This window comes from Candidatus Eisenbacteria bacterium (assembly GCA_018831195.1).
Lineage (GTDB): Bacteria > Eisenbacteria > RBG-16-71-46 > CAIMUX01 > JAHJDP01 > JAHJDP01.
Window position 1 is genome coordinate 194,201 of sequence record JAHJDP010000023.1, and the last position, 21,906, is coordinate 216,106.

18 protein-coding genes are annotated in these 21,906 nt (G+C 53.5%); 3 read left to right on the plus strand and 15 right to left on the minus strand.

The window, feature by feature from the left end; all coding sequences use genetic code 11:
- Positions 1 to 45 precede the first annotated feature (45 nt).
- Complete coding sequence (locus KJ970_04325) at positions 46 to 4,047, plus strand: hypothetical protein (GenBank protein ID MBU2690131.1); 4,002 nt, start codon at positions 46 to 48, stop codon at positions 4,045 to 4,047.
- A gap of 101 nt (positions 4,048 to 4,148) precedes the next feature.
- Here KJ970_04325 and KJ970_04330 read toward each other — a convergent pair whose 3' ends face one another.
- The 7 genes from KJ970_04330 to KJ970_04360 form a co-directional block, all read right to left on the minus strand.
- Positions 4,149 to 4,685, minus strand: coding sequence for a hypothetical protein (locus tag KJ970_04330; protein ID MBU2690132.1), 537 nt, complete (start codon positions 4,683 to 4,685; stop codon positions 4,149 to 4,151).
- Between the two features lie 11 nt (positions 4,686 to 4,696).
- The gene (locus tag KJ970_04335) at positions 4,697 to 5,218 is read right to left on the minus strand and encodes a periplasmic heavy metal sensor (protein MBU2690133.1); all 522 of its coding nucleotides are present in this window, start codon (positions 5,216 to 5,218) and stop codon (positions 4,697 to 4,699) included.
- Positions 5,215 to 5,742, minus strand: coding sequence for a hypothetical protein (locus KJ970_04340; GenBank protein ID MBU2690134.1), 528 nt, complete (start codon positions 5,740 to 5,742; stop codon positions 5,215 to 5,217). Before KJ970_04340 ends, KJ970_04335 begins: the two co-directional genes overlap by 4 nt.
- A gap of 59 nt (positions 5,743 to 5,801) precedes the next feature.
- The gene (locus KJ970_04345; protein MBU2690135.1) at positions 5,802 to 6,365 is read right to left on the minus strand and encodes a sigma-70 family RNA polymerase sigma factor; all 564 of its coding nucleotides are present in this window, start codon (positions 6,363 to 6,365) and stop codon (positions 5,802 to 5,804) included.
- A gap of 76 nt (positions 6,366 to 6,441) precedes the next feature.
- The gene (locus KJ970_04350) at positions 6,442 to 7,617 is read right to left on the minus strand and encodes a 4Fe-4S binding protein (protein MBU2690136.1); all 1,176 of its coding nucleotides are present in this window, start codon (positions 7,615 to 7,617) and stop codon (positions 6,442 to 6,444) included.
- A 21-nt stretch (positions 7,618 to 7,638) separates the two neighbouring features.
- A complete protein-coding gene (locus KJ970_04355; protein ID MBU2690137.1) occupies positions 7,639 to 8,508 on the minus strand; it encodes a hypothetical protein in 870 nt (289 codons plus the stop codon).
- A 216-nt stretch (positions 8,509 to 8,724) separates the two neighbouring features.
- Positions 8,725 to 9,174 (minus strand): hypothetical protein, encoded by a 450-nt coding sequence (locus tag KJ970_04360; protein MBU2690138.1) that lies wholly within the window; start codon positions 9,172 to 9,174, stop codon positions 8,725 to 8,727.
- A gap of 754 nt (positions 9,175 to 9,928) precedes the next feature.
- On the opposite strand from KJ970_04360, the gene KJ970_04365 reads away from it, so the two are divergent.
- Together KJ970_04365 and KJ970_04370 are read left to right on the plus strand one after the other, a co-directional pair.
- Entirely contained in the window at positions 9,929 to 11,194 is a 1,266-nt protein-coding gene (locus KJ970_04365) for a substrate-binding protein (protein ID MBU2690139.1), read from the plus strand.
- Positions 11,195 to 11,297: 103 nt separating this feature from the next.
- Positions 11,298 to 13,391, plus strand: coding sequence for a methyl-accepting chemotaxis protein (locus tag KJ970_04370; GenBank protein MBU2690140.1), 2,094 nt, complete (start codon positions 11,298 to 11,300; stop codon positions 13,389 to 13,391).
- A 43-nt stretch (positions 13,392 to 13,434) separates the two neighbouring features.
- Here KJ970_04370 and KJ970_04375 read toward each other — a convergent pair whose 3' ends face one another.
- The 8 genes from KJ970_04375 to lysF form a co-directional block, all read right to left on the minus strand.
- The gene (locus KJ970_04375; protein ID MBU2690141.1) at positions 13,435 to 13,746 is read right to left on the minus strand and encodes a hypothetical protein; all 312 of its coding nucleotides are present in this window, start codon (positions 13,744 to 13,746) and stop codon (positions 13,435 to 13,437) included.
- A gap of 53 nt (positions 13,747 to 13,799) precedes the next feature.
- Positions 13,800 to 15,182, minus strand: a complete 1,383-nt coding sequence (locus KJ970_04380) for an SLC13 family permease (protein ID MBU2690142.1) — start codon at positions 15,180 to 15,182, stop codon at positions 13,800 to 13,802.
- Positions 15,183 to 15,240: 58 nt separating this feature from the next.
- Positions 15,241 to 16,686, minus strand: a complete 1,446-nt coding sequence (locus KJ970_04385; GenBank protein MBU2690143.1) for an MBL fold metallo-hydrolase — start codon at positions 16,684 to 16,686, stop codon at positions 15,241 to 15,243.
- Positions 16,670 to 16,972 (minus strand): GYD domain-containing protein, encoded by a 303-nt coding sequence (locus tag KJ970_04390; GenBank protein MBU2690144.1) that lies wholly within the window; start codon positions 16,970 to 16,972, stop codon positions 16,670 to 16,672. The genes KJ970_04385 and KJ970_04390 overlap by 17 nt, the downstream gene beginning before the upstream one ends.
- Before the next feature lie 231 nt (positions 16,973 to 17,203).
- On the minus strand, positions 17,204 to 17,593 hold the full coding sequence (locus KJ970_04395; protein ID MBU2690145.1) for a class I SAM-dependent methyltransferase: 390 nt from the start codon (positions 17,591 to 17,593) through the stop codon (positions 17,204 to 17,206).
- A gap of 148 nt (positions 17,594 to 17,741) precedes the next feature.
- The gene (locus KJ970_04400; GenBank protein ID MBU2690146.1) at positions 17,742 to 19,118 is read right to left on the minus strand and encodes an MmgE/PrpD family protein; all 1,377 of its coding nucleotides are present in this window, start codon (positions 19,116 to 19,118) and stop codon (positions 17,742 to 17,744) included.
- Positions 19,119 to 19,211: 93 nt separating this feature from the next.
- A complete protein-coding gene (locus KJ970_04405; protein MBU2690147.1) occupies positions 19,212 to 19,742 on the minus strand; it encodes a hypothetical protein in 531 nt (176 codons plus the stop codon).
- A gap of 41 nt (positions 19,743 to 19,783) precedes the next feature.
- A complete protein-coding gene (gene lysF, locus KJ970_04410; protein ID MBU2690148.1) occupies positions 19,784 to 21,730 on the minus strand; it encodes a homoaconitase in 1,947 nt (648 codons plus the stop codon).
- Positions 21,731 to 21,906 lie beyond the last annotated feature (176 nt).

Genomic DNA, 21,906 nt, shown 5'->3' on the forward strand with positions numbered 1-21,906 from the left:
GATTCAATCCCGGGCGCATCCCCAGGATCCCAAGGAGGACCCTTCATGACATCCGTCATCCGCCGTATCAGACACGTGGCACCGATCCTCGCACCGATCCTTCTGGCCATATTGGCCTCTTTTGCCGTCTTTGGAGGCCCGGCCGGCGCCGCGCCGCTGGACGCCACCGGCGATCTGGACTCCTACCGGTCCATCGATGTTAAAGCTCTCGATCCGGTCTTCGACGGCGCCGCCGAGGGGACCTCGGGTGACCTGATGGCTTTCTTCTACAATCAGGAGCAGGAATGGCTTCTCTTCCGGGTCGGGTTGTTCGAGATGATTCAGGAAGGGCGGAACCGTTTTGCCCAGGATCAAACCCGCGTTTATATTCTTCTCGATTATAGGGACGGCGGAACCCGTCTTCTCCCCGCAGGGGTGGCCGGTTCGGCGCCGATTTCCTGGGATGAGGCGCTCTGCCTCGATTATCTTGATTCCCAAGGGGCGCAACCCCGCGCACGCTATTTCACGGCGGATGGAAGCGAAGCCGGATCGAGCCTCATCCGGAAAATCCACGCCACGCCTTCGCTTGGAACACTGGAAGCCTCCATTCACCTCCCGGCCGCTTTTATACAAGCGACCGACAGGATCGCCGGCGGGCGCTCCTATGCAGAGATCGCCGAAACCGACGCGACACCGGTCGACTTTTATATCTTCACGACCGACGGCCGTGTTGTTCTCGATGATATCGAAACATCACAGGACACCCGCCTCACCGCTCACAATGTCGCCTTTGTACAACATGGCAACCAGGGCCTGACATGGAGCACGGTCTTCCGCGGGGAACGCGGGGAAACACCCGGTATGGAATGCGATCCAGCCAATCCGGATGACGGATTCGACGAGATCATGGCGGTGCATGAATGTTACAGTATCCCCTGCAACTTCCATCTCGCCGCGACGCTGCAGACCTCGGCTGAATGGCATGATCCCTCCTTTAATGAGTGGCTCGTGAACGGCATTTCCGCCGGCTGGGCTGAGATGACTAGTTCGGCCTATGCCCAGCACATCATGCCTTTTGCGCAGAACAATATGAACGATTGGGCGGTCTATATTGAAAAGCAGATGACCGATTGGCGTTATGGAGTGGACACGAAGGTCGCTTGGGTGCCCGAGCGGGTTTGGCTGGAGAATCCTGATGTCGATGGAAACGGCATCGACGCCTCGTGCGGCGTCGTCGATCCGACGATATCCGACAACTGGCTTCCCAACGGCATCGAAGCGGTGATCCTTGATGATTATGTTCATTGCGGCTATTACAATACCGCCTTCGACGACCGGCACATCTATACCCTTCCAAACGGCCTCAAGATCCTCCCCATCGACAACGATTTCGTCGGCAATGTGAATTGGAACTGGGGCCAGGCTTGGAATACAATCATCGGACTTTCCTCCGACGAGCTCTTGATCTATGGAAACGACTGGGAGATCGCCGCGGAGGTGAGCCAGGGCGCCGGGAATTCCGAGGGCTTGAACAATTACATTCATGTCATACAAAACTGCTCGACCTATAGCGCAACGGTCAGCACCTGGAAACTCTCCGACACCCTGAATGAGGGCGGCTTCTATTACGGCTCCAACCCCATCACCGTGCAAAACGGCACCTACGGCCTGCTGGGTGAATTCTGGGGATACGGCGGCGGCTGCAACAGCTGGTATATTGATTGGGCAAGTTATACAGGCCAGGAAAACTCGGATGGCCACTCCCCCAAGTGGAATTACGGCGCGATTTGGAACAACACGCTGACAAAGCTGATGTCCAGCCCGTCCAACGATCTCTCAGAATCGGGCTGGTATACCTTTATGTCCATGATGCATGAGACCGGGTGGCATGATGACGGATATGTCTCCGGCTGGATCCATCATTACTCAAATCACATAAAGAACGCCAATGCCTATGCTGAAGCATCCCGCTGGGCCGATGGGCAGTATGTCAATCCCACCGGCGCCTATCTTTCCGACTTCGATGAGGACGGCATCGAAGAGCTCGTGATCTATAACGAGCGGATCATGGCCGTTTTTGAGTCGATCGGCGGGAAGGCGAACTATATTTTTGCGAAGGGATCCGGCTACGGGTACTCCGTCGGCAGCAACTGTCCCGTCTATTGGGTCGACACCAACGGCGACTATAACGAAACGAATCATGTGGCGCCCCTGTCCGACGTCAGCATCGGCGGCATGGATCGCGAAAACGATCTCTACGGCTTCGAGGTTGTGCAAGCGAGCGGGGATACGGTACAGATCCGCCTGGTTCACCCCGCCGTACAGAAAACGATCACGGTCGTCAGCGGACAGCCTTATCTCCGCGTTACATACCGGACCGGCGGCGCGGATGCTTATGTTAAATCCGCCTGGACACCCGATCTGGTCGATCTGCTCTGGAATGCTGATCTCGATCGCGTTTGGGATAACGGCGGCCGCTATTTCGGGCAGCAGAATCCCAACACCAATGCGACGGCGGCGATCATCACCGGCACTGCAGGGGCGGACCATAATTTCCAATTCAGCGCGACCCTGATGGAGGGGGATGAGATCCACGCGGAGGAATCTTTTGAGGTTCTGATCTACGCAGGGTACGCGACCACGGTCGACGGAAATGAAGAAGTTCCCGAGCTGGAAGCTCTGGCGGCGGTCTTTGCCGATGAGCTGGCGCCGCTCGCCGTATCGGGAACCTATTACCCCGGCCCCGACCGGCTGGTCCTCATCTTCGATCAGGCTGTACAATATGACGCGATCGTCCTGACCGGCATCGGGATCGATGATGACGACGACGGCATGCCGGATGTGGCCCTTTCCGCTTCCTGTACCGTCCTGTCGACGAGCGATTCGAAGCGAATTGAGATTGAATTAGATGAATCCACGGCGAACGCTCTTGAGACTCTTAACACCGAGACTCTAGAGCTCCTGCTCGACGCCGGCGCGGTTATGGATGGAGCGGGAAACGGGAATAGCGCCCTCGACAACACGGCTGATATCGCCATTCAGTATCAACCCGCGACGACGATCACGATTGACGGTTTTGTCGATAGTGAGGAATGGACCGCCGAAACACTGCTCCACGATGATGGCTGGGATTCCGCGTGGACGACACCGGCGCCCGGTGACACCAACGAAATCGTCGCGCTCTATACGACCTGGGACGAGACCTACTTGTACATTGCGGTGCATGGCAAGGTATACGGAAACAGCTGGCTGCTCTACATCGACACCGATCCTAATGGACCCAACGGCGAGGATGATCTCACCGCGATTGACGCCTGGGAACGGGGCGCCTCTTTCTCCTGCCCCGGTTTCCTGGTCGATTTTGAGTATGGCTGTTACCAGCACCAGTCCCCCTATGACGGCAACGGACTGTGGAGGATCCTCTCGCCGACGACCACCGAGAATGTCACCGAGCAGGTGATTCTCGCCTTCGACTCGGCCCATTTCTACGGCGACGAAGGTGGGAGCGAGTTGGCGATTCCCTGGGATGTTCTCTATGAATTGGGCCCCGGACTGGTTCCGGTCGGCGCGCAGGTTTCGGTGGTCGCCTCCATCTGCTGGGACCCGGAACCTGACGGTGAGCTGGGTGGCGATTCCGCGCCCAGCAATCTCATCGCCGATCTGCCGGAATTGGACAATTGCATCTCCTTCATCGTCGATGGCGATCATGACGGACTGCCCGATATACCGGACAGTGATGTGCCATGGGAAAACAGCTCACCGGCGCAAGCGACAATCCAGCTGAGTCCGAATCATCCCAATCCCTTCTCCGCGGGAACGACGATTCATCTGCACCTGAATTCCGGAAATGACGCGTCATCCCAGCTCCTGCCGGTTCACCTGCGCGTTTTTGATATAGGCGGCCGGTGTGTGAGGAATCTCTACTCCGGATCGCTTTTGGCCGGCGGACATCAACTCTATTGGGACGGCCTTGATGACAACGGCATCCATCTCGCCAGCGGTAATTACATGATCCGAGCCGAATCGGGGAGGAAGAGGGTGTCGCAAATGATCACGATTGTGCGGTAGATCTGAAAGACCCCGGGGGCGAAGTCCCCGGGGTCAAATTTCATTCCAGATATAGGCAAGCGCAAGACTCAGAACGAAGTTCTGAATGAAGCATAATCGGCCTACTTGCCTCCAACCGCCTTATCGCCGCCCTTGTCTCCGGACATCATGGGGCAAGCACCGGCGCACTTCTTTGCACAGGCCGTCGTGTCTTTGCCCGTACAAGCCGCCGCGCAAGCCTTCTGGCAGGCGGCGCCATCCCGTCCCGCACAAGCCTTGGCGCAAACTTCGGCGCATTTCTCTTTACATTTGCCGGTGCAGGTATCACCACACTCAGCTTTGCAGATCTCCTTGCATTGCTGCATCAGCTCCGGCGAACATTTCCCAGCACAAGCCCCGGCACAAGCCTTCTGGCAGGCGGCGCTATCCCCGCCCGCGCAAGCCTTTGCACAAGCCTCAGTACAAGCCTTCTGGCAGGCCTTGTTGCAGGCGGCGTCATCGGCCAGCCCTGAATTTAAATCGGATGATGGAATGGCAATATCATCGCTCGATGAGGTGACATCACCCTTTTCAGTTGAAGTATCCCCACTGCATCCAACCGCCACGAAACCGAACCCAAACAAACAAACGATCATTAAGATCGACAGAAATCGAGTCATCAAATCACTCCTCATTTTGATCCATCCTCTCTGGTTCCCATTGGCTCCGGATTACAGACTCCGGAAACCCCTCCTCTCATCCCCATACTTCCACAACTTTGACGAAAGTATTGGAAATACCTCTCTTGTTGCTTCTCCGACAGCAACTGTTTCTCTTTCAACATCTGCTCAATGATCAGGCTCTGCATCTCCCGCTGATTATCGAGAATCTTTTCTTGGAGTTCGTTAATCCGGATCTGGTTTGGTTCCGCTGCAGCGATCTCATCGATCAACTCCGCACGGGGACCGTCCAAGCGGCGGCAAATGTCACAACGCTTTTGATTAAATTCCTCAATCAGGGGCAAGATCGAAGCCCGATCCTCGGCGGTGAAACCGATCCACTCATGGGGACCGCATTGGACACCGCATTCCGCCGGCACACCGTCATCGGAGTGCTGATTCCCCGGTATCGCCCTCGCGCCCCAGACAATGAGAATCGTCAGATTAAAGGCAAGGGAGAAGATGAAGATGACAGAGATGATTTTTCCTTTCATCGTTCCCTCTCCTGCGCCGCTAAATCCGCGACCAATGCCAAATAGCTCTCCAGCAGAGATCCCTCGGGAGACGCTCCGAGGCAATCCTCGCCGTAAAGCAGCTGCGCCACGCCCCGTTCATCATTGACACCCTCGGTGGAAGCACCGGGCGGGGCGTTAAACAATTGTGATCCCATAAGACCGCCGAGAATCACACCCAGGGCTGATGCCGCCAGAGTTGCCGCACGGAGTCCTCTCCCCGCCACTCGCCACCATTCCAGCGGCCGGAGCAGAGATTCAAAAAGGCTCTCCCGGTCAAACATGATCTTGCGCTCGGCGGCCAGCAGGACCCGCGCATGAAATCCATCCGGCGGATCCGACTCACCAAAATCATGAAGAAAGTTAATGATCCGGCGGCGCTCCCGCGCCTCGGCCCGGCACAAATCACACTGTTTGAGATGCTGTTCTATCAGACGCGCTTCCTCCGGCGCACAAACCCCGGAGTTATAGGTATCAAGGATAGCCTTCACCTGATCACATCTCATTTCATCTCCTCCACCTTTATAACGTGGCAAAATCGGAAATCCCCCCATAAACCAGATCCCTAAAGGGAATCGCAGCCCTCTTCATCCGGCAGCAGGCGCCTCAAACGCTCCCGCGCGCGCGCCAGGTGCCGTTCCACGGCCTTCTCTGAACCGCCGATCACTCCGGCGATCTCCGCATGCCGAAGTCCGTCATAGTATTTCAGGACGATCGCCACACGCTGTTTCGGCGGCAGGGTAAGAAGGGCCGCGCGGACCCGCTTGCATCGTTCATCGTCTTCCCGGATTTGAGATGGCGAGGGATCGGTGCTCTGGGGATCGGGCGCCTGATCGGTATAGATTGGCCGTTTTTTGCGCGACCGGTCGATGCAAAGCCGGCCGACAATCCGCAGGAGGTAGGCCCGAAGACTGCCGGTGGATTGGAAAGGAGACTTGGCCGTCAGCGCTCTAAGGAAGGTCTCTTGAGCCAGATCCTCCGCCTCGACGGCATCACCGGTAAAACGAAGGGCCGCATTCCAGATACATTTTTGATAACGGCGGACAACCTCGTCAAAAGCGCCCAAATCACCGCCGGCGACGCGCCGTATCAAAGCGTCATCGGAGGAATTGTCGGTGGGTCGCATCATACCGTCACCGGTTCCTATGTCCCCCGAGGCTCCATCCGCCCTTTGTGGCCGGATTCGGGAATTTAGTGAATGCCGACTAGTGATTGCCGAAGGGATTATACCCTTCGATCGTAAAAGGGGACGCGCGCCAGAGATTCTCACCCAAATTGTAATAGGGCTCCGTCACGGCTTGCCGCACAAGCTCCGCATCGGCCTTTGCGGGATCATATATGATTTTGGCTTTCGCGGCACCCGGTCCGGGCCAGGCCTCGAGCTTTAAGTAACCCGGAATTTCAAACTCATCATCGCGATCCAGGAAAAAAACCAGCAAAGAGGCCCGGCCGCGGCACGTAAGATCGTGGATCCCCAGCTCGACACTTGCCACCTTCCCGATAGCGGCACCCCTTTTATAGGTGAATGACGGCATGGGATTGAATACCGATGCGGCGACGGCGCCCATGATGCAAAGCAACAGGATGATCACCGGCACCGGATAGGGTAAGTTTCGTTTCGGCGCCCAGAACGGTCCCCAGGTCAGCGCTCCTCTTTTGGCGGATGGGCAAACCGTCACGCACTCGAGACAAGTTGTACACCGCGCCGCGGTGATCTCCTCATCTTTATCGATCGGAATCGCCATGAGGCAGGATTTGGCGCACAGACCGCAATCGGTGCAGGCTTCCGGATCCCGCCGGACACGCGTTAATCCCATTTTGGAGAAGGGTTGAAGCACGGCAGCCAGCGGGCACAACCAGCGGCAGAAGGGAATCGTGACGAGGATCGATCCGGCAATGATAAAACCTGAAACGACATAGGCCCAGAGGGTGATGTCATCGCCATGGCGGCTGAGCAAGGCATAGCAGGGATCGTAGCCGCGGAATATCAGCTCGCCGGTCCGATAGGTAAAATAGAGGATAAGCGCAAGCACTCCGTATTTCAGGAGACTTAACACCCGGTCGAGTCTATGAGAAATCCTGAACGGATTGATGCCGATTCGCACCGCCCAGCGGTGAATCCACTCAGAGATGGCTCCGATCGGGCAGACATAACCACAAAAAACACGCCGCAACAGCAGTGTCATCAACAGAACGGCCCCTAGGATATAAAAATTGGAAACGCCGAGGGAACAGGGCATATTGCCGTCGGTGAAATAGGCGTAGATGGCTTCTATCCCCCCAAAGGGACACCACCTCTCGGCATTGCCTTTAACAATAAAAACCGCCGCCAGCGTGAGAGCCAAAAATGACAGCTGGAGAGTTGTTCTGAGCTTTCTCAATATCTTCTAAAACCGAATTTTCTATTTTGAGGAACTTGCGGGAGCGCTTTGGCTTCCCCCGCAGCTCTGCCGGCTCGGACAATTACCGCAGCTCGTTCCACCGCTGCAACCCGATTCTGAGACCTTCGACTGAGTTTCGAGGGCCTTTGTAAAGACCGGGTTATTCAGCAGGCCGGCGAAATCCTTGCAGGCCATTATCTGGCGGCGGGCCGTTTCAATGCGGCTGGGAGGAATCGATTCGAGTGTGCGTGTCAGGTAGGCCGCGGCGCCCGAATCATTGCCCGTTAAGGCGTAAAGCCGGGCTGATTGATAGAGCATGCCCGGTGCCGCCGCCTCTGGAATCTCGACGTTTTCCAAAACCTTTTTTGCAAGTTCGATCTTCTGCTGACGCCCGAGGGCAATCCCATAAAGCAGCCGTCCGTAGGGCAGGGCCGACGCCTCGTCGACTCCGGCCAGAATCTTCTCGGCATCCGCATTCTTATTCAATTGAAGATACGTTTCCGCCAACTGCGTTGCGCTGAGCACTGAATCGATCTTCTTGTGAACCATCAGGTCAAGATCAAGCGCCTCTTCATAGATCTCTTTAGTGTAGTAATACCCGCGTAGAGATTGCGCCATTCGTTCCCAAATCTCGGGATCCTTCTCCGACTTGATATCTTCGCGGATTTTCATCACCCGGTGCAGAATAGCCTGCTCCTGTCTGTATTCCGTCTTTGAACCATCGATCTCGACAGCCTCCCCGTAGGCCTCATAGGCGCCAGAGAAATCACCTTTTGAAAGCCGCTGGGTCCCCATCGCGAAGGCTTCCTCGGCCGTTTTCGCCGAAGCGGCAAAGGGTGTTAAAAAAGTCACGGCGAGAATCGAAAGGATCACCGAAAGCTTTGAATGCATGACAATATCTTCTCCCCAGGTTTTGAAAATAGATGGCTCAGTGGAAAACACAGACCAGAAACCGGAGCGGCCCTGTCCTCATTATAATATAACGAACCGGCGGCCAAAATCCCCCTGGAGTTCGGCAAGGGATACAGGATGAAACCCTGGGTCGGACCAACCATCGGGGACGGCCGATCTGATTCTTTAACGTCTTGCGACACAACAAGAACGGGGTTAATCGTCCCGGCGCTCCGGTTCGGTGGGCTCGCCGTCACTCTTCTTTGGCGGGAATCGTTCACCAACGGGGGGTCTGGGCCACGCATCAGCCGGCCCGATGATCTTGCCGGCCGGGGAGTGCCCCCTGCATTCCGGCTCATGCCGGTCTTCGGATTCAGGGACAGCCCTCTCTGCGGAACCATCACCCGGTTCGAGCGATTCCTCGGGCGCCTGAGCCGGCGCCTCAGCCGGATTCTCTTCCACCAACGATTGGAGGTCATGTCTCAGCTCTAAAAGATGTTTCCGAAGTTCGGCCACACTCTCTCGCATCATCGCATCAAGAACGGCCATTCGATTTGCGGCGCACCCCAGATTTTTTGTCTGCCGGATGATCTCATCCTGGAACGATTGGAGTTCGGGATGGTTGCGCAGGAAGCCATCACGGGCTGCAACGGCCTCACGTATCATCTTGAAAGTATCCTGGTTTTTGGGCACCGGAAGATCCTTCTCGATCCTTGAATTTGTCTTACCGCTTCGGCCGAAGGACCACCCGCGGAGGCGGCACTACATATGACTATCGGTCAGAAATCGAGACTCACGACTCTTACCGTATGATGGCGCATCCCCAGATACAGGTGGTCACCGTCCGTCCATAAGGATTTTTGCGTACACATTAAACAAAGAATTATGAGCAACTTTAATCCAATTTTGCTGGTTCCTTGAAGAGAACCTATGCATGGGTGTAATAACCCAATATTTAGCAATAGATTATACACCCTCCGTTTTAGCGCGGAAAGGAATACCAAATCGAATCTCCCTGGTCATTTCATCCGCAGAATTATTCTTCCTAATGAATCGAAAATTGTTGGACATTAAAATCTCTTCACTCTTATTAAATTTCAGTGATCTCAATCTTCAATATCACTCACCGGATTTCCGAAGAGTCCATTACAGGAGTAAAACAGGTCATCGCATCGACACCTCGCTTGCGGGTGATGGGGAATCGGCAATGCGCGGTCCGGTGATTGATGATCCTTCTCGTCTCTTCTATGGGGTCAAAAGAACGAATGGGGGGAGTTGTTTTTGAGCCGGCACCAATGTGCCTCCCACATGCACCATCGCCGGCTGTGGGGAAAGGTTATTGTGCGGTTCCAAAATGAGGATATTGCCACAATTCCGTCAATTTGTTAAAGAAGCCCCATCTGAATAAGGAGCCTTAAATATGAAAAAAGTCCTATCCATCGTCACAGTGCTTGTCATCTTCTGCTTTGTCATCACACCCGCCTTTGGATCCACTGTGAAAGTCGGTTTGAACTATCCCAAGACCGGACCATACGCCGATATGGGTCTTGATCAATATCGGGCCGCGGAACTGGCTATCGGTGAGATCAATGCCAGCGGCGGTATCCTCGGCCAGCAGGTAGAACTTGTTTGGCGCGATTCGCAATCCAAAGCGGACGTGACTGTGGCCAATGTTACCGATCTTATTGATAACGAAGGTGTCAGCATGGTTTTTGGCGGCTCCTCAAGCGGTGTGGCCGTCGCGGCTTCCGGCGTGTGCCAGCAAAAGGGTGTTCCTTTCTTTGGGACACTGACCTATTCAACCGACACTACAGGCAAAGATGGGCATCGCCACACGTTCCGCGAGTGCTTCGATGCCTGGGCCGGCGCAAAGGCGATGGCCGCCTATATGAACCAGAATTACGCAGGGAAAAAGTATTTCTACGTCACTGCGGACTATACCTGGGGCTGGACCACCGAGGATTCCTTCAGAAAGTTTACCAATACGGAAGACAAAACCACCCATAAGGGGATCACAACACCCTTCCCTGGAGCCTCCGACGAGGATTTCAAAAAGGCCCTCGGCCTGGCAAAATTGGTAAAACCCGATGTTCTCGTGCTCGTTCTCTTCGGTGACGACATGGCATCGGGCATTCGTATCGCGACATCAATGGGTCTTAAAGAAACATGCGCCATTGTTGTTCCTAACTTGACTCTCGGCATGGCTGAAGCAGCCGGTCCGAAGGTTATGGAAGGTGTCGTTGGGGCGCTTCCCTGGTGCTGGTCGGTACCCGCCAAGTACAATTATCCAAGGGGACAACAGTTTGTCGATGCATTTGCGGCAAAGTATAACCGTTATCCGAGTACTTCGGGCGCATCCGCCTACACCATTATATATGAGTACAAAGCCGCCGCGGAACGCGCGAATTCAATCGCCTCCGCCGATATAGTCAAATCTCTGGAAAATCACAAATATACATTATTGAAAGATGAGCAGATGTGGCGGGACTTCGATCATCAGTCTATCCAAACCGTTTATGTTGTTCGATGCAAGAATGAGGCTGATGTTCTCAAGGACAAATACAAACTTGATTACTTTGACATCATCAGCAGCATGGCCGGCTCCGAGGCTTTCATCACGAAGGCGGAATGGGATGGAGTTCGGAAAGCTGACAACAAAATGACAAGTCTTGAGCCTTTAGAATAGCTGCATCCGCTCTTTTGTGGCGATGGAGATCTGGGCGCATTATTCATGCGCCCAGATCAACTCCATATTCACTGTGGTAGGGTTTCAACGGGGAGAATTCATTATGTCCATTTTTAAATATTGGAAAAATTCCTCTATCAGATTCAAGATCAACAGTATTCTCATACCCTCATTGCTGCCGATCCTGGCAATTGGCTGGGCAAGCTACGATTCACACAAGAATTCTTCCATCACGAGCAGTGAAAATCTGGCTCGTATCGTTGTAACCAATTCTTCCGAACAAGTTAATGACTTTCTTTCAAGTCAATACGAAAAATTCGTCAGCATAACCGATCAACTGACATTTGGCCTGGCCATTGAATTTGAGACAATGGATGAGCTCGCATCGCAGATGCAGAGCATGCAGAACTCGACGGGATTTAATCTGTTCTTGGTTATGGACGACAAAAACCAGGTGTTGTTGAGCACTTTTCAAAACAACGGATTGACTCATGAAACAAATACATTGAAGGGAATTTCGGTACAGGAAGCGGCCGTTTTCAACAAAGAAGCCAAAACAGACATCGCCTTCATTAAGAGCGATATATTGAAAAAACTTTCACTGGATAACACCAGCACGCTTGTCTGCGCCTACCCATGCCAAAATTCATCGGGTGACTTCAATGGTTGGTTTTTAGCATATGTTGATTGGGGGATGATCCAAAAAAATCTCTCGATGGCGTACAAGCAGCTCTGCAACAATGAGTTGGTTGACTCTAAAATATTCCTTTACGACAAGAGCAGCCAGACCGCCTTCACTCATTCAGATCCGGAGCTTCTTGGAACAATCTATGATTCGGCTTCGCTCTTTTCCGGGAGTGAAATGACTGTAGAGACCGCCGACACCGATCCGGGTGAAACGGAAGAGGTCTCATCAAGTGTTGTCAAGGGCAGGGTCAATGATGAGAAATGCTACATTGCCACTGCTGGAATCATCGGCCCGAAAAATCTATTGGCTGGAACCGGCATCAAGTCACCTGACTATGAATATGTCATCGTAATACCCGAGAACAATGTCCTTGCCGACGTCCGAAACATTCTGCGTTTAACCGGAATCATGGTCCTCGCCGGCGCCGTTTTCATCCTCCTGGTCATTTGGTTGGTTTCCAGAAATATTTCCTCGGTGATCAAGGCGACCATTGAAGCCCTGCGCGACATTTCCCAGGGCGATGGCGACCTCACAAAACGGCTGGCCACAAGTTCGACAAACACGAAAAATGAGATTGATATTCTTGCCCGATACTTCAACGCCTTTACTGAAAAGATCCAGGGGATTATTCAAGACGTTGCCGAAACAACGTCTTCGCTGAATGAAGCCTCTCAAAAATTATCGGCGACATCCACCAACATGTCCCTGAGATCGGATGAGATCACATCTCAATCCAATAATCTGGCCTCCGCAACGGGCGAACTCTCGACTAATCTCAACACCGTCGCGACCGTCTCAGACGACATGTCGCTTTCCGTCAGGAATGTGGCGACAGCGATTGAAGAGATGAGCTCTTCTCTCAGTGAGGTGGCGAAAAGCTGTTCACAAGCCTCACAGATCGCATCCAATGCCAACACCAAGGCGCAGCACGCCGGCGATACAATGAAACAACTCAGCAGCTCCGCAACTGAAATCGGGAAGGTCCTGGATACCATCAGCGATATCGCTGATCAAACAAACCTCCTGGCCCTGAACGCCACGATTGAAGCGGCCTCGGCCGGTGAGGCCGGAAAGGGATTCGCGGTTGTGGCCAATGAAGTCAAGGAACTGGCCAAGCAGACGGCTATCGCCACCGAGGAAATCGGCCGGCAGATTAACGATATGCAAAACAGCACCGGAAGCGCCGTTAAGGCTATTGAGGAAATTTCGAATGTTATTGAGGAAATCAATAGCATTACCCATACAATCGCCAGCGCCGTTGAAGAACAATCTTCCACAACAGATGAAATTTCCAGCAGCATCGCGGGGGCGTCTGATGCAGCGATCAATATCTCCAACAATGTTCAGGAAGCATCAAGTGGAGCCAATGAGATCTCTTCAAGTATTCAGAGCCTAAACCAAACAGCTCATGATACATCTGAAAACTCGAATGAGACAAAGGAAAATTCGCAGAATCTGTCGGCGATTTCATCCCGCTTACATGAACTGGTAAATCTCTTCAAAGTCTAGCGGTAGGATTGGCTGTCAAAATCCAGAGGCAAGGCCGGAGTCATCATTCGGCCTTGCCTTCTTTCTTGAACTGTTCCATGACTTCCGCAAATTCTTTCTCAGCGTCTCCCACCACCTTGCTGAACTCCTTTAAGATTCTGCGTCCACTGTCGGCAGCGCCGGAGCCGTGTGATCTCATATATGACTCGGCGCCCTTCCCGTGGTGATAGTAGTCGCTCAATTTGTACCTGGCGACAAACTCATTGCATTCCGCGCATCGTACAAATACGGCTTGAGGCTTGCTTGGAACCCGGACAAGCAAATTCCTCATGTTATAGGAGTTGCATTTTTGGCATTGTTGACGATGAAGTTCCATTGAGAATCTCCCTCGCGAAGCCGGTTTTACACGTCTTATATCTCTAAAATCACTCAATAGAGGCCGATGATCTTCCACCACCACCAACCCGCCGTAAAGGTCAAAACAATCCCGATAATGGTGCCAATCAGACCCGGCCTCAGCATGTCCTTCACGCTTATTTCGCCGGTACTGAAGGCCAGTGCATTCGGAGGCGTTGAAATCGGCAGTGACATGGCCAAGGAGCAGGAGAAGGCGACCCCGACCAATACTGGTGAAACTTGGCTAAGCCCCATGCCCATGACAATCGGCATTATCAAGTTAGCCGTTGCCGTATTGCTCATCAAGGTTGACATGAAGCAAGAAACCACGCCCAGCACCACCGCCAGCATAAAGAAGCTTCCCTGATCCACGGGCAACCGCGCCACAAGCCAATTGGAAAGCCCCCCCGCGCTGATGATCTCGCCCAGGCACAAGCCTCCGCCCATGATCAACAATACATCCCAGGACAGAGCCCGAAGATCGTTGATTTTGAGGAACCCCACGCCGAAAAACAACAGCACTGGAATCAAGGCGACCGTTCCGGAAGATAACTTATGAATAGGTTCGGTGATCCACAGGGCCACCGTGACCAAAGAGATCGCAATAACGAGCTTGGCCCGCCGCGAATAGACGGTTTTCAGGGGTTTGAATTCCTGAACAATACCCTTGCTCGTTCCCCGAAAAAAGAACATGATGACAAACCACATTATGACCAGCATGCCAATCACACTGGGAACTCCGAGAATCATCCACTTGAGAAAACTCGGCGCGATACCGGCTTTCTGCATATATTGAATCGCGATGGCGTTTGGCGGCGTACCGATCGGAGTTCCCATTCCGCCGATATTAGCGGAAAAGGGGATAGAGAGCAGGATTGCCTTTCGATAACGATCATCCGCAGGAAGCGAATTGATGATTGGAATACAGAGCGCCAGCATCATCGCCGCGGTCGCCGTATTGCTGAGCCACATCGACAGAAAGGCTGTAATACCCATAATACCGGCTATCATCATGGGTATGGAATTCCCGGTTTTTGTAATAATCCTGCGGGCAAGATCTTCGTCAATTTTGTACCGGTGCAGCGCGGAAGAAATGACGAACCCGCCTAGAAACAGCAGGATAATGTTCGAAAAGAAAGGTCCTAGAAATACCGTTTCTGAAATTTTAACTCCACCCTCACGCAATACTCCCAGTAACCAGGTCTTGCCAAGAAAGAGAATAAGCAGGCTGGTGACAAATAGGGGGATCGCCTCTGTAATCCAGAGGGTGGCGCCGATCAACAGTATAACGAAGGAAACTTGGACCGGTTTACTCATCCCCCAGCCCGAGAACACTTCAAAGACACCGCAGAAATAAAACACGATCACAACAACCAATGCCAATATCCGGTTCAGATATTTCGGCATACCATTCACCCTCTCCTGCAAAGGACACCCTATCGGCCGCGACAAGTGAATCCTAGGTGTATTCTTCTCAAGTTGTACTGAGTGAGTTCAAATCGAATTCGTCCCCAATTCTCGGCCGATGGGTTTTCGCTTGGATCGCCTTCCGAATATGCTTAGCCAGGACAGCCGCTGAATCGGGTTCGCCATGCACGACAAAGACCTCTTTAGGCGCCCGTCCAGAGGTCTTGATCCACCTCATCATTTCCTTCTGATCCGCATGCCCCGAAAGGCCGTGCAGATTCAAAAATTCGGCCCTGACAGGTATCTCCCTGCCATGCATCCGGAGAACCTCAGCGCCATCCTGTAACGCCCGTCCACGCGTTCCCATCGCCTGATAGCCGACGAGAATAATCAGATTCTTCGGATCCGGAAGCCGCCACCCCAGATGGTGGATGACACGCCCGCCGGTGAGCATTCCGCTGGGTGAAACAATGATGCGCGGGCCCTTGAGCTGGTTGAGTTGTTTTGACTCGTCCGGGGTCACATGCAATTGGACATTGTCCGGGAAAAGCCGCTTTCGGCCGTCATCAACAAGATCATCATCGAGATTATGATCGTAGAGATGCTTGCTGTAGATGCTTGTCGCTTTCACCGCCATTGGACTGTCGATATGGATGGGCACCTCCGGGAGATCGCCCGACTTCATCATCCGTCGTAGAATTAAAGTAACAAGCTGTGACCGCCCCACGGCAAACGCGGGAATCAGAACCATACCGCCCCGCTTAAATGTCTTCAGAATCGGTTCTTTAAGCTGATCTTCGATTGATCCCTTTTCATGGATGCGATTCCCATAGGTCGATTCCACAACCAGGATATCGCATGGCGGCATTGGATCAGGGTCTGTGTGCAATGGAACGTCATAACGGCCCACATCACCGCTGAAAATGATTGTTTTCTGCGAGCCGTTGCTGTCTACGATGATTTCCAAAAAGGCGGAGCCAAGAATATGTCCGGCATTGTGAAAGCGAACCCTGATCCCACGCCCGAGGTCAAGCCATTTCTCATAATCGACGACACGGAACAGCTGCACCGCCGCCTCGGCATCCTTCACGGTATAAAGAGGCTCTGCCGGTTTATGCTTGCTGAAGCCCTTTTTATTCGCGAAGGCCGCGTCTTCTTCTTGAAGCTTGGCGCTGTCTTTCAAGATAAGATCGGTCAGCTCGCTTGTCGCTCGGGTGCAATGCACCGGGCCGGTGTAACCTTCTCTGGCCAGGCGGGGAAGATACCCCGAATGATCAAGGTGCGCATGCGTTAGAAGGATATGATTGATCTGCGATGGTTCAAAAGTCGGCTTCTTCCAATTCAGCTCACGGTGCGCCTTGAGTCCTTGAAACATCCCCACATCGATCAATGACCATATTTTATCGGCTTTTAGAAGGAAGCGGGAACCGGTAACGGTTCCCACACCGCCATGAAAGCCCAATGTTAACAGCTCGAAATTCCTTGATTGAGCCACTTTATTTTTGAACCTCATCTAAGATGTCCAGGAATTCATCATATGGGAGCGCCTGCCAACTTTCCGCACTGACGGCGCCTTCGGTCAACGAAATCAACGATACTTTGTGAGCTGTTTCCGCATCGGGTGCATCATAGATATCCATAAAGTCGTAGGCTCCGAGGAGCGCATAATGGGAGACCCATTTCACATCAGGACACTTCTCCTTCACTTTCTTAATCCAATCCTTCCCCATAGCTTTCCTGGCTTTGGCATCGACGAGGGACTCGGCCGACAGACAGGTCATCAGAATGAATCTCGGCATGATGTGCCTCCTTTCTTGGATCCATCATCCCACCCAACGTGCCGGGGCTCAAGACCGGATCGATTTGACCCCCCAAACTAAAATATATCGCACGACATGGCGGATGGGTCCTTTTCTGAGGTCCCGGCTCATTCGGCGAAGCCCCCTCTTAAAGGCGGCGTCGGAAATGAGATGCAGCGATGAGAAAGCTTTTTGCGGTAAGGGCCTATATCGGTCAGCACCGAGATCCATTCAACCTGCTGCTGGAACAGGCCGCCGAAGCCGGCATCTCGCATAAACGTCTGAAGCAGGGAGATCCGGGGATACCGGCCACATCGACATCGGCGGAGTCCGGGAAATAGGTGGGATATCATTGAGGTGATGGATCACATCGACACTGTATATGAGATCGAGGAAATCCCGCTTCGCGCAGAGATTTCCCGCCCTGGAGAGAGCGAAATGGATCGATTCCAGCTTCTTCCGAGCCTTGCCCAGCATCTCTTTGGACGGCCCAAACCCCCAGCATGTGCATTGGGTTGCACTTCTCAAGGCGGAAATATGATTCCCGGTCCCGCACCCGACCTCCAAAACCTTGGAGGTCGATGCCACGGCTCCCTGGTTGAGCAGAGTGTTAAAAACCACGGGATGGATCCCGCGGTGCTGGGCATATTCAGCGGCGATTCTGTTGTAATCAATTTATTGGGTCACGAGCCGCGTATCCTGTGCGCGCCTGCTCGGAATGGATCAAGGCGTGCACAGGATGTTCATCCCGCCCAAAGGGCCGTAAAGTTTACAGATCGCCTGTACAAAGCCTCATCAAATCTGAAACATTCTCCATCGAATCAAGCGCAAGAATCGCCCTGCGGATCTCATTCCGCCGCCCCACCGAGAAGGATGGCGACGCGAGCGCATCGAATTTGACCTGCAACTCCTCTTCCGTCATCGGATCGCGTGGGTCCCCCTTGGGGATATCGATCCGCTTTTCCAACTTCCGCCCGTCGATCGTCTCGATAGTGACCTTGCAGGGCTGAATTTCAGGAAAGAGCTTTTCGAATTCGGGATTCGCCGTGACCTTGATTTTGTTCAACTGCTCCCTGAGTTTTGGATTAAAAAGCATATCTTCCTGAAACTCAGGAGGCGTCACCCGGCCCTGGCTCAGCGCGGCGGAGATGCAATAAGGCAGCGAGTGATCTGCCGTTTCTTTCGACTGCGGATTGTACTTCGACGGATCGCTGAGAATATCCGCCGCCCGCGCGATCGATTCGATGTGCACCGTCTTGACATCGTCGGCTTTCAGGCTGTGTTCTTTGATCAGATCCAGAGTCGCCGTGATCGGAGCATGTGTCAGAGCCTCCGTCGGATAGGCTTTCATCCCGCATTGGCTGATCTTGAATGAGCCCCCCAAATCATTGATCAACTTTGAGTAATCCCAATCCGGTCCAAGGCAATGAACCATTCCTTCTTTTCCGTCCAAAACATTTTCAGGGCCTGTATAGCCGCCCTGCGCCAACAAGGCGCCCTCAACCCCGCAGCGGGTCGCCATCGGATCAACGGTGTTCTTCATCATCGTCAGTTTGCCGGCGACGGCGGCGCCGAGTGTCAGGTGATGACAGGCTGAAATGCCAAGTGCATGCTGCATTTTTTGCGCATCAAGATTGAGCATCCGGCCCGCAACGAGCGGGGCGGCATAGGCGGTGAGCGTGGCGTGATGCCATCCCCTCTCCCGGATCCCCGGCAGAGCGAACTCACAAAGACGCATTTCAATCTCATAGGCGAGTACGATACCGAGGATCAGATCCCGTCCCGAGAGCCCCTTCCACTCGCAGATCGAGAGAGCAGCCGGAATGATATCCGACGGATGCGAGGGATCCTGCTTCCAATAGATATCGTTATAGTCCATCGCCCTTATCATCAGGGCGTTCAAAAAGGCCGCCTCGATGACATGCGTTTTCTTCCCGGAGACAAAAACTGAAGCCTGCCCCACCGCTCTTTTGGACATCATCAACGCTTCGGCAATCCCGCAGTCTTCGGTCCGGGCGCCGCCGATAGCGCATCCGACGGAGTCGTACATAAATCGCTTAGCGGCATCGATAGCATCATCAGTGAGATGCTCATATTTCAATTGAGAAGCCCAATCAGCCAATGTCTTTGACAGAAACTCGGCCATCTTCCTCTCCTCTCAGGTAACACCGGCGGTTATCCCACCCGGCACTCAATCCGGTCTTCCAATTCCGTCATAAAATTCAGCCATTCAATTCAGTTATTTGACCAATTCAAAATCGGTGAAATCGGCGTGATGGAATACAATCGATTCCGGAAACCGCCTGACATGATCGCCTTCCTTTGAATGCGTGGCGACGACATGCATGACAGCATCGGATACGCCATGTTTATAACAGAGACCGACACCGCTAAAGGGATGGCGGAGATACTCCCCACCCCGGCCTTTGACGATTTTCCCATCCTTCTCGACATACTCCAAGCACTTCCCTACATCCGCCAGCATCGCGCCCGCAATCAGAATATCATGATCAACCTTGCAGCGATCATCATAGGCGTCTTTCAACACATCATACATGGCGATACACATCCGGCAGACGGTGCGGACATGCTCATTAAACATTATTCGAACATCATCCGCCAGCAGCGTGAACGGGATCCTCTTCATATCCTCCGGCTTCCACCCACCGAGCGTCAGGGCGTCTTCCCAAACATCCACAACCTGCTTGCGCAGGTTCTTGTCATGGATATCATTGATTTCGGGAAACATTTCGATAATCTGATCACGCATGATACTCCTCCTGTATCGTTCCAACGGCGCCGCCGGCGAAGCTATGCCAAACCCAACCGCTGTCTCAGAACCGCCTCAAAACCACCCAATGCCACTAACTCCTGAGCTACCTCCCGCAAGGGAGAAATTGAATACTTTTTGCCGTCAACGGATATTTCACTCGATTCGAAGTCAATCCGCGCTTTCATCGATGTCCGTATCGTCAAAGCCTTCATGTCGCAGTATTTCTCCCGCAGCTCCGTCACAAGCTCCGGGCATTCTACAACGATAAAACCATTGTTGAAAGCGTTGCGCTTGTACGTTTGCGAGTAGGATCCGGCAATAACCATCTGAATGCCGCGGTATTTTAACGCGGTCGCCGCCTGCTCCCTTGACGAACCGGAACCGAAGTTCCATCCGCCGACCAAAAGGTCGCCTACTTCAACAATATTTTGGAATTCGGGATCGTAGTTCAGCATTGCCGCTCGTCCCATCTCCTCGGGCGTAAGATTATCTTTGTAGGTAAAATCCTTGCCATAGATGCCGTCGGTATTGAGGTTGTCCTTCGGCACAAGAAGCAGCTCACCCTCGATGAAACCGGGGAAGCCGTCACGGATTTCGATCCTTTCTTTTACCTGGGCCTGCGGCGCATTGATCTTGACAGCGCCGCGCAGGCCGGCCGGCGCCATCGATTCGGGCGCCGCGATAATCCCTGCCATGGCCGATGCGGCCACGACGGCGGGAGAAGCGAGGTAAGCGAACGCCTCGGGAGAACCCATCCGTCCCTTAAAATTCCTATTGGTTGCTGAAACGGCGACTTCACCCGGCTCCAGCAACCCCTCACCCAGGCCGATACACGGACCGCATCCCGTTGGCAGCGCTATGGCGCCGGCCTTCATCAGGATGTCCCAATATCCAAGACGCTGGGCTTCGCTCTGCACAAACGCCGATGCGGCGGCGACGTACAACTTCACCTCAGGATGTACTTTTCCACCCTTGAGCACCCTCGCCGCTTCCGCCATATCCTCCAATCGTCCATTCACGCATGATAGCAGATAAGCCTTGTGGATCTTTACCTTTTGCCCGCTGATCTCGGACAAGGGTGTGATCTTTTTGACCTCGTTTGGCCCGGCCACATGCGGCGTCACCGAACCGAGATCAAAGGTAAACTCCTTGGCGTAGAAGGCATCGGGATCGGGTTGAGGATTCTCCGCTTCAAAGCGCCGGATAATTTCAGGAGTCAAGCGCGGATTAACAATACCCCGCTTCTTCATCTCCTCGGCGCGCATCACAAAGAAAGCCCGCGTCGTTTCATCATATGGGATCAATCCAACCAGGGCGCCCCACTCGGTCGTCATGTTGGAAATCGTCATCCGCTGATCCATCGAAAGGGAAGCGAGACCGTCGCCATCGAACTCAATCGCGCCGTTTAGAACTTCATCTTTGTTGAAGTAACCGATGAGAGCAATGATGACATCTTTGCCCGTGACGCCGGGCCGGAGGCGTCCCTCGAGATTGACCTTTACAATCTCGGGAACCTGCCACCATGTTCGGCCCGTCGCCCAGATAGCGGCGGCATCGGTGCGGACGACCGGCGTCCCCAGGGCCCCGACGGCTCCGTAGATATTGGAATGGGAATCGGATCCGACGACAAAAGATCCAGGTTGTACAAAACCATTCTCCAGCATGAGCTGGTGAACGATCCCCATCTTGGCGGGATGAAAGACAATTCCATGCTCTTTGGCAAACGCCTCGATCTTTGCATACTTCGCCAGATTCTCGGGCTCCTCGTTTTGAACGTCGTGATCGAGACCGTAGACCGGTTGCGCCGGATTATAAATCTTGGTCGCACCAATGGATTTGAACTTCGGGATGACGGCGCCGGTGTTATCATGGGTCATGACATGGGCTGGTTGGATCGTGAGAAAATCCCCCGATCGGACCTTGTAATTCTTAGGCAAACCGATGGCGAAGCGCTCAGCAATTTTCTCAATCCTGTTCTGTCCCATTAACCTCTATCTCCATGTGTTTCATTATGTTACAGACAATTTACGCCGGTCGGCCCAGGCGTCCGAGGTTCATTTCTATCCATAATGATGTGACTTCCGAGCATCGGGAATCCGATCTCGTGGGATCGGAGGGACCGATTCTACGGCCAGCCGACGCCAAAGCCTAACGACTCCAG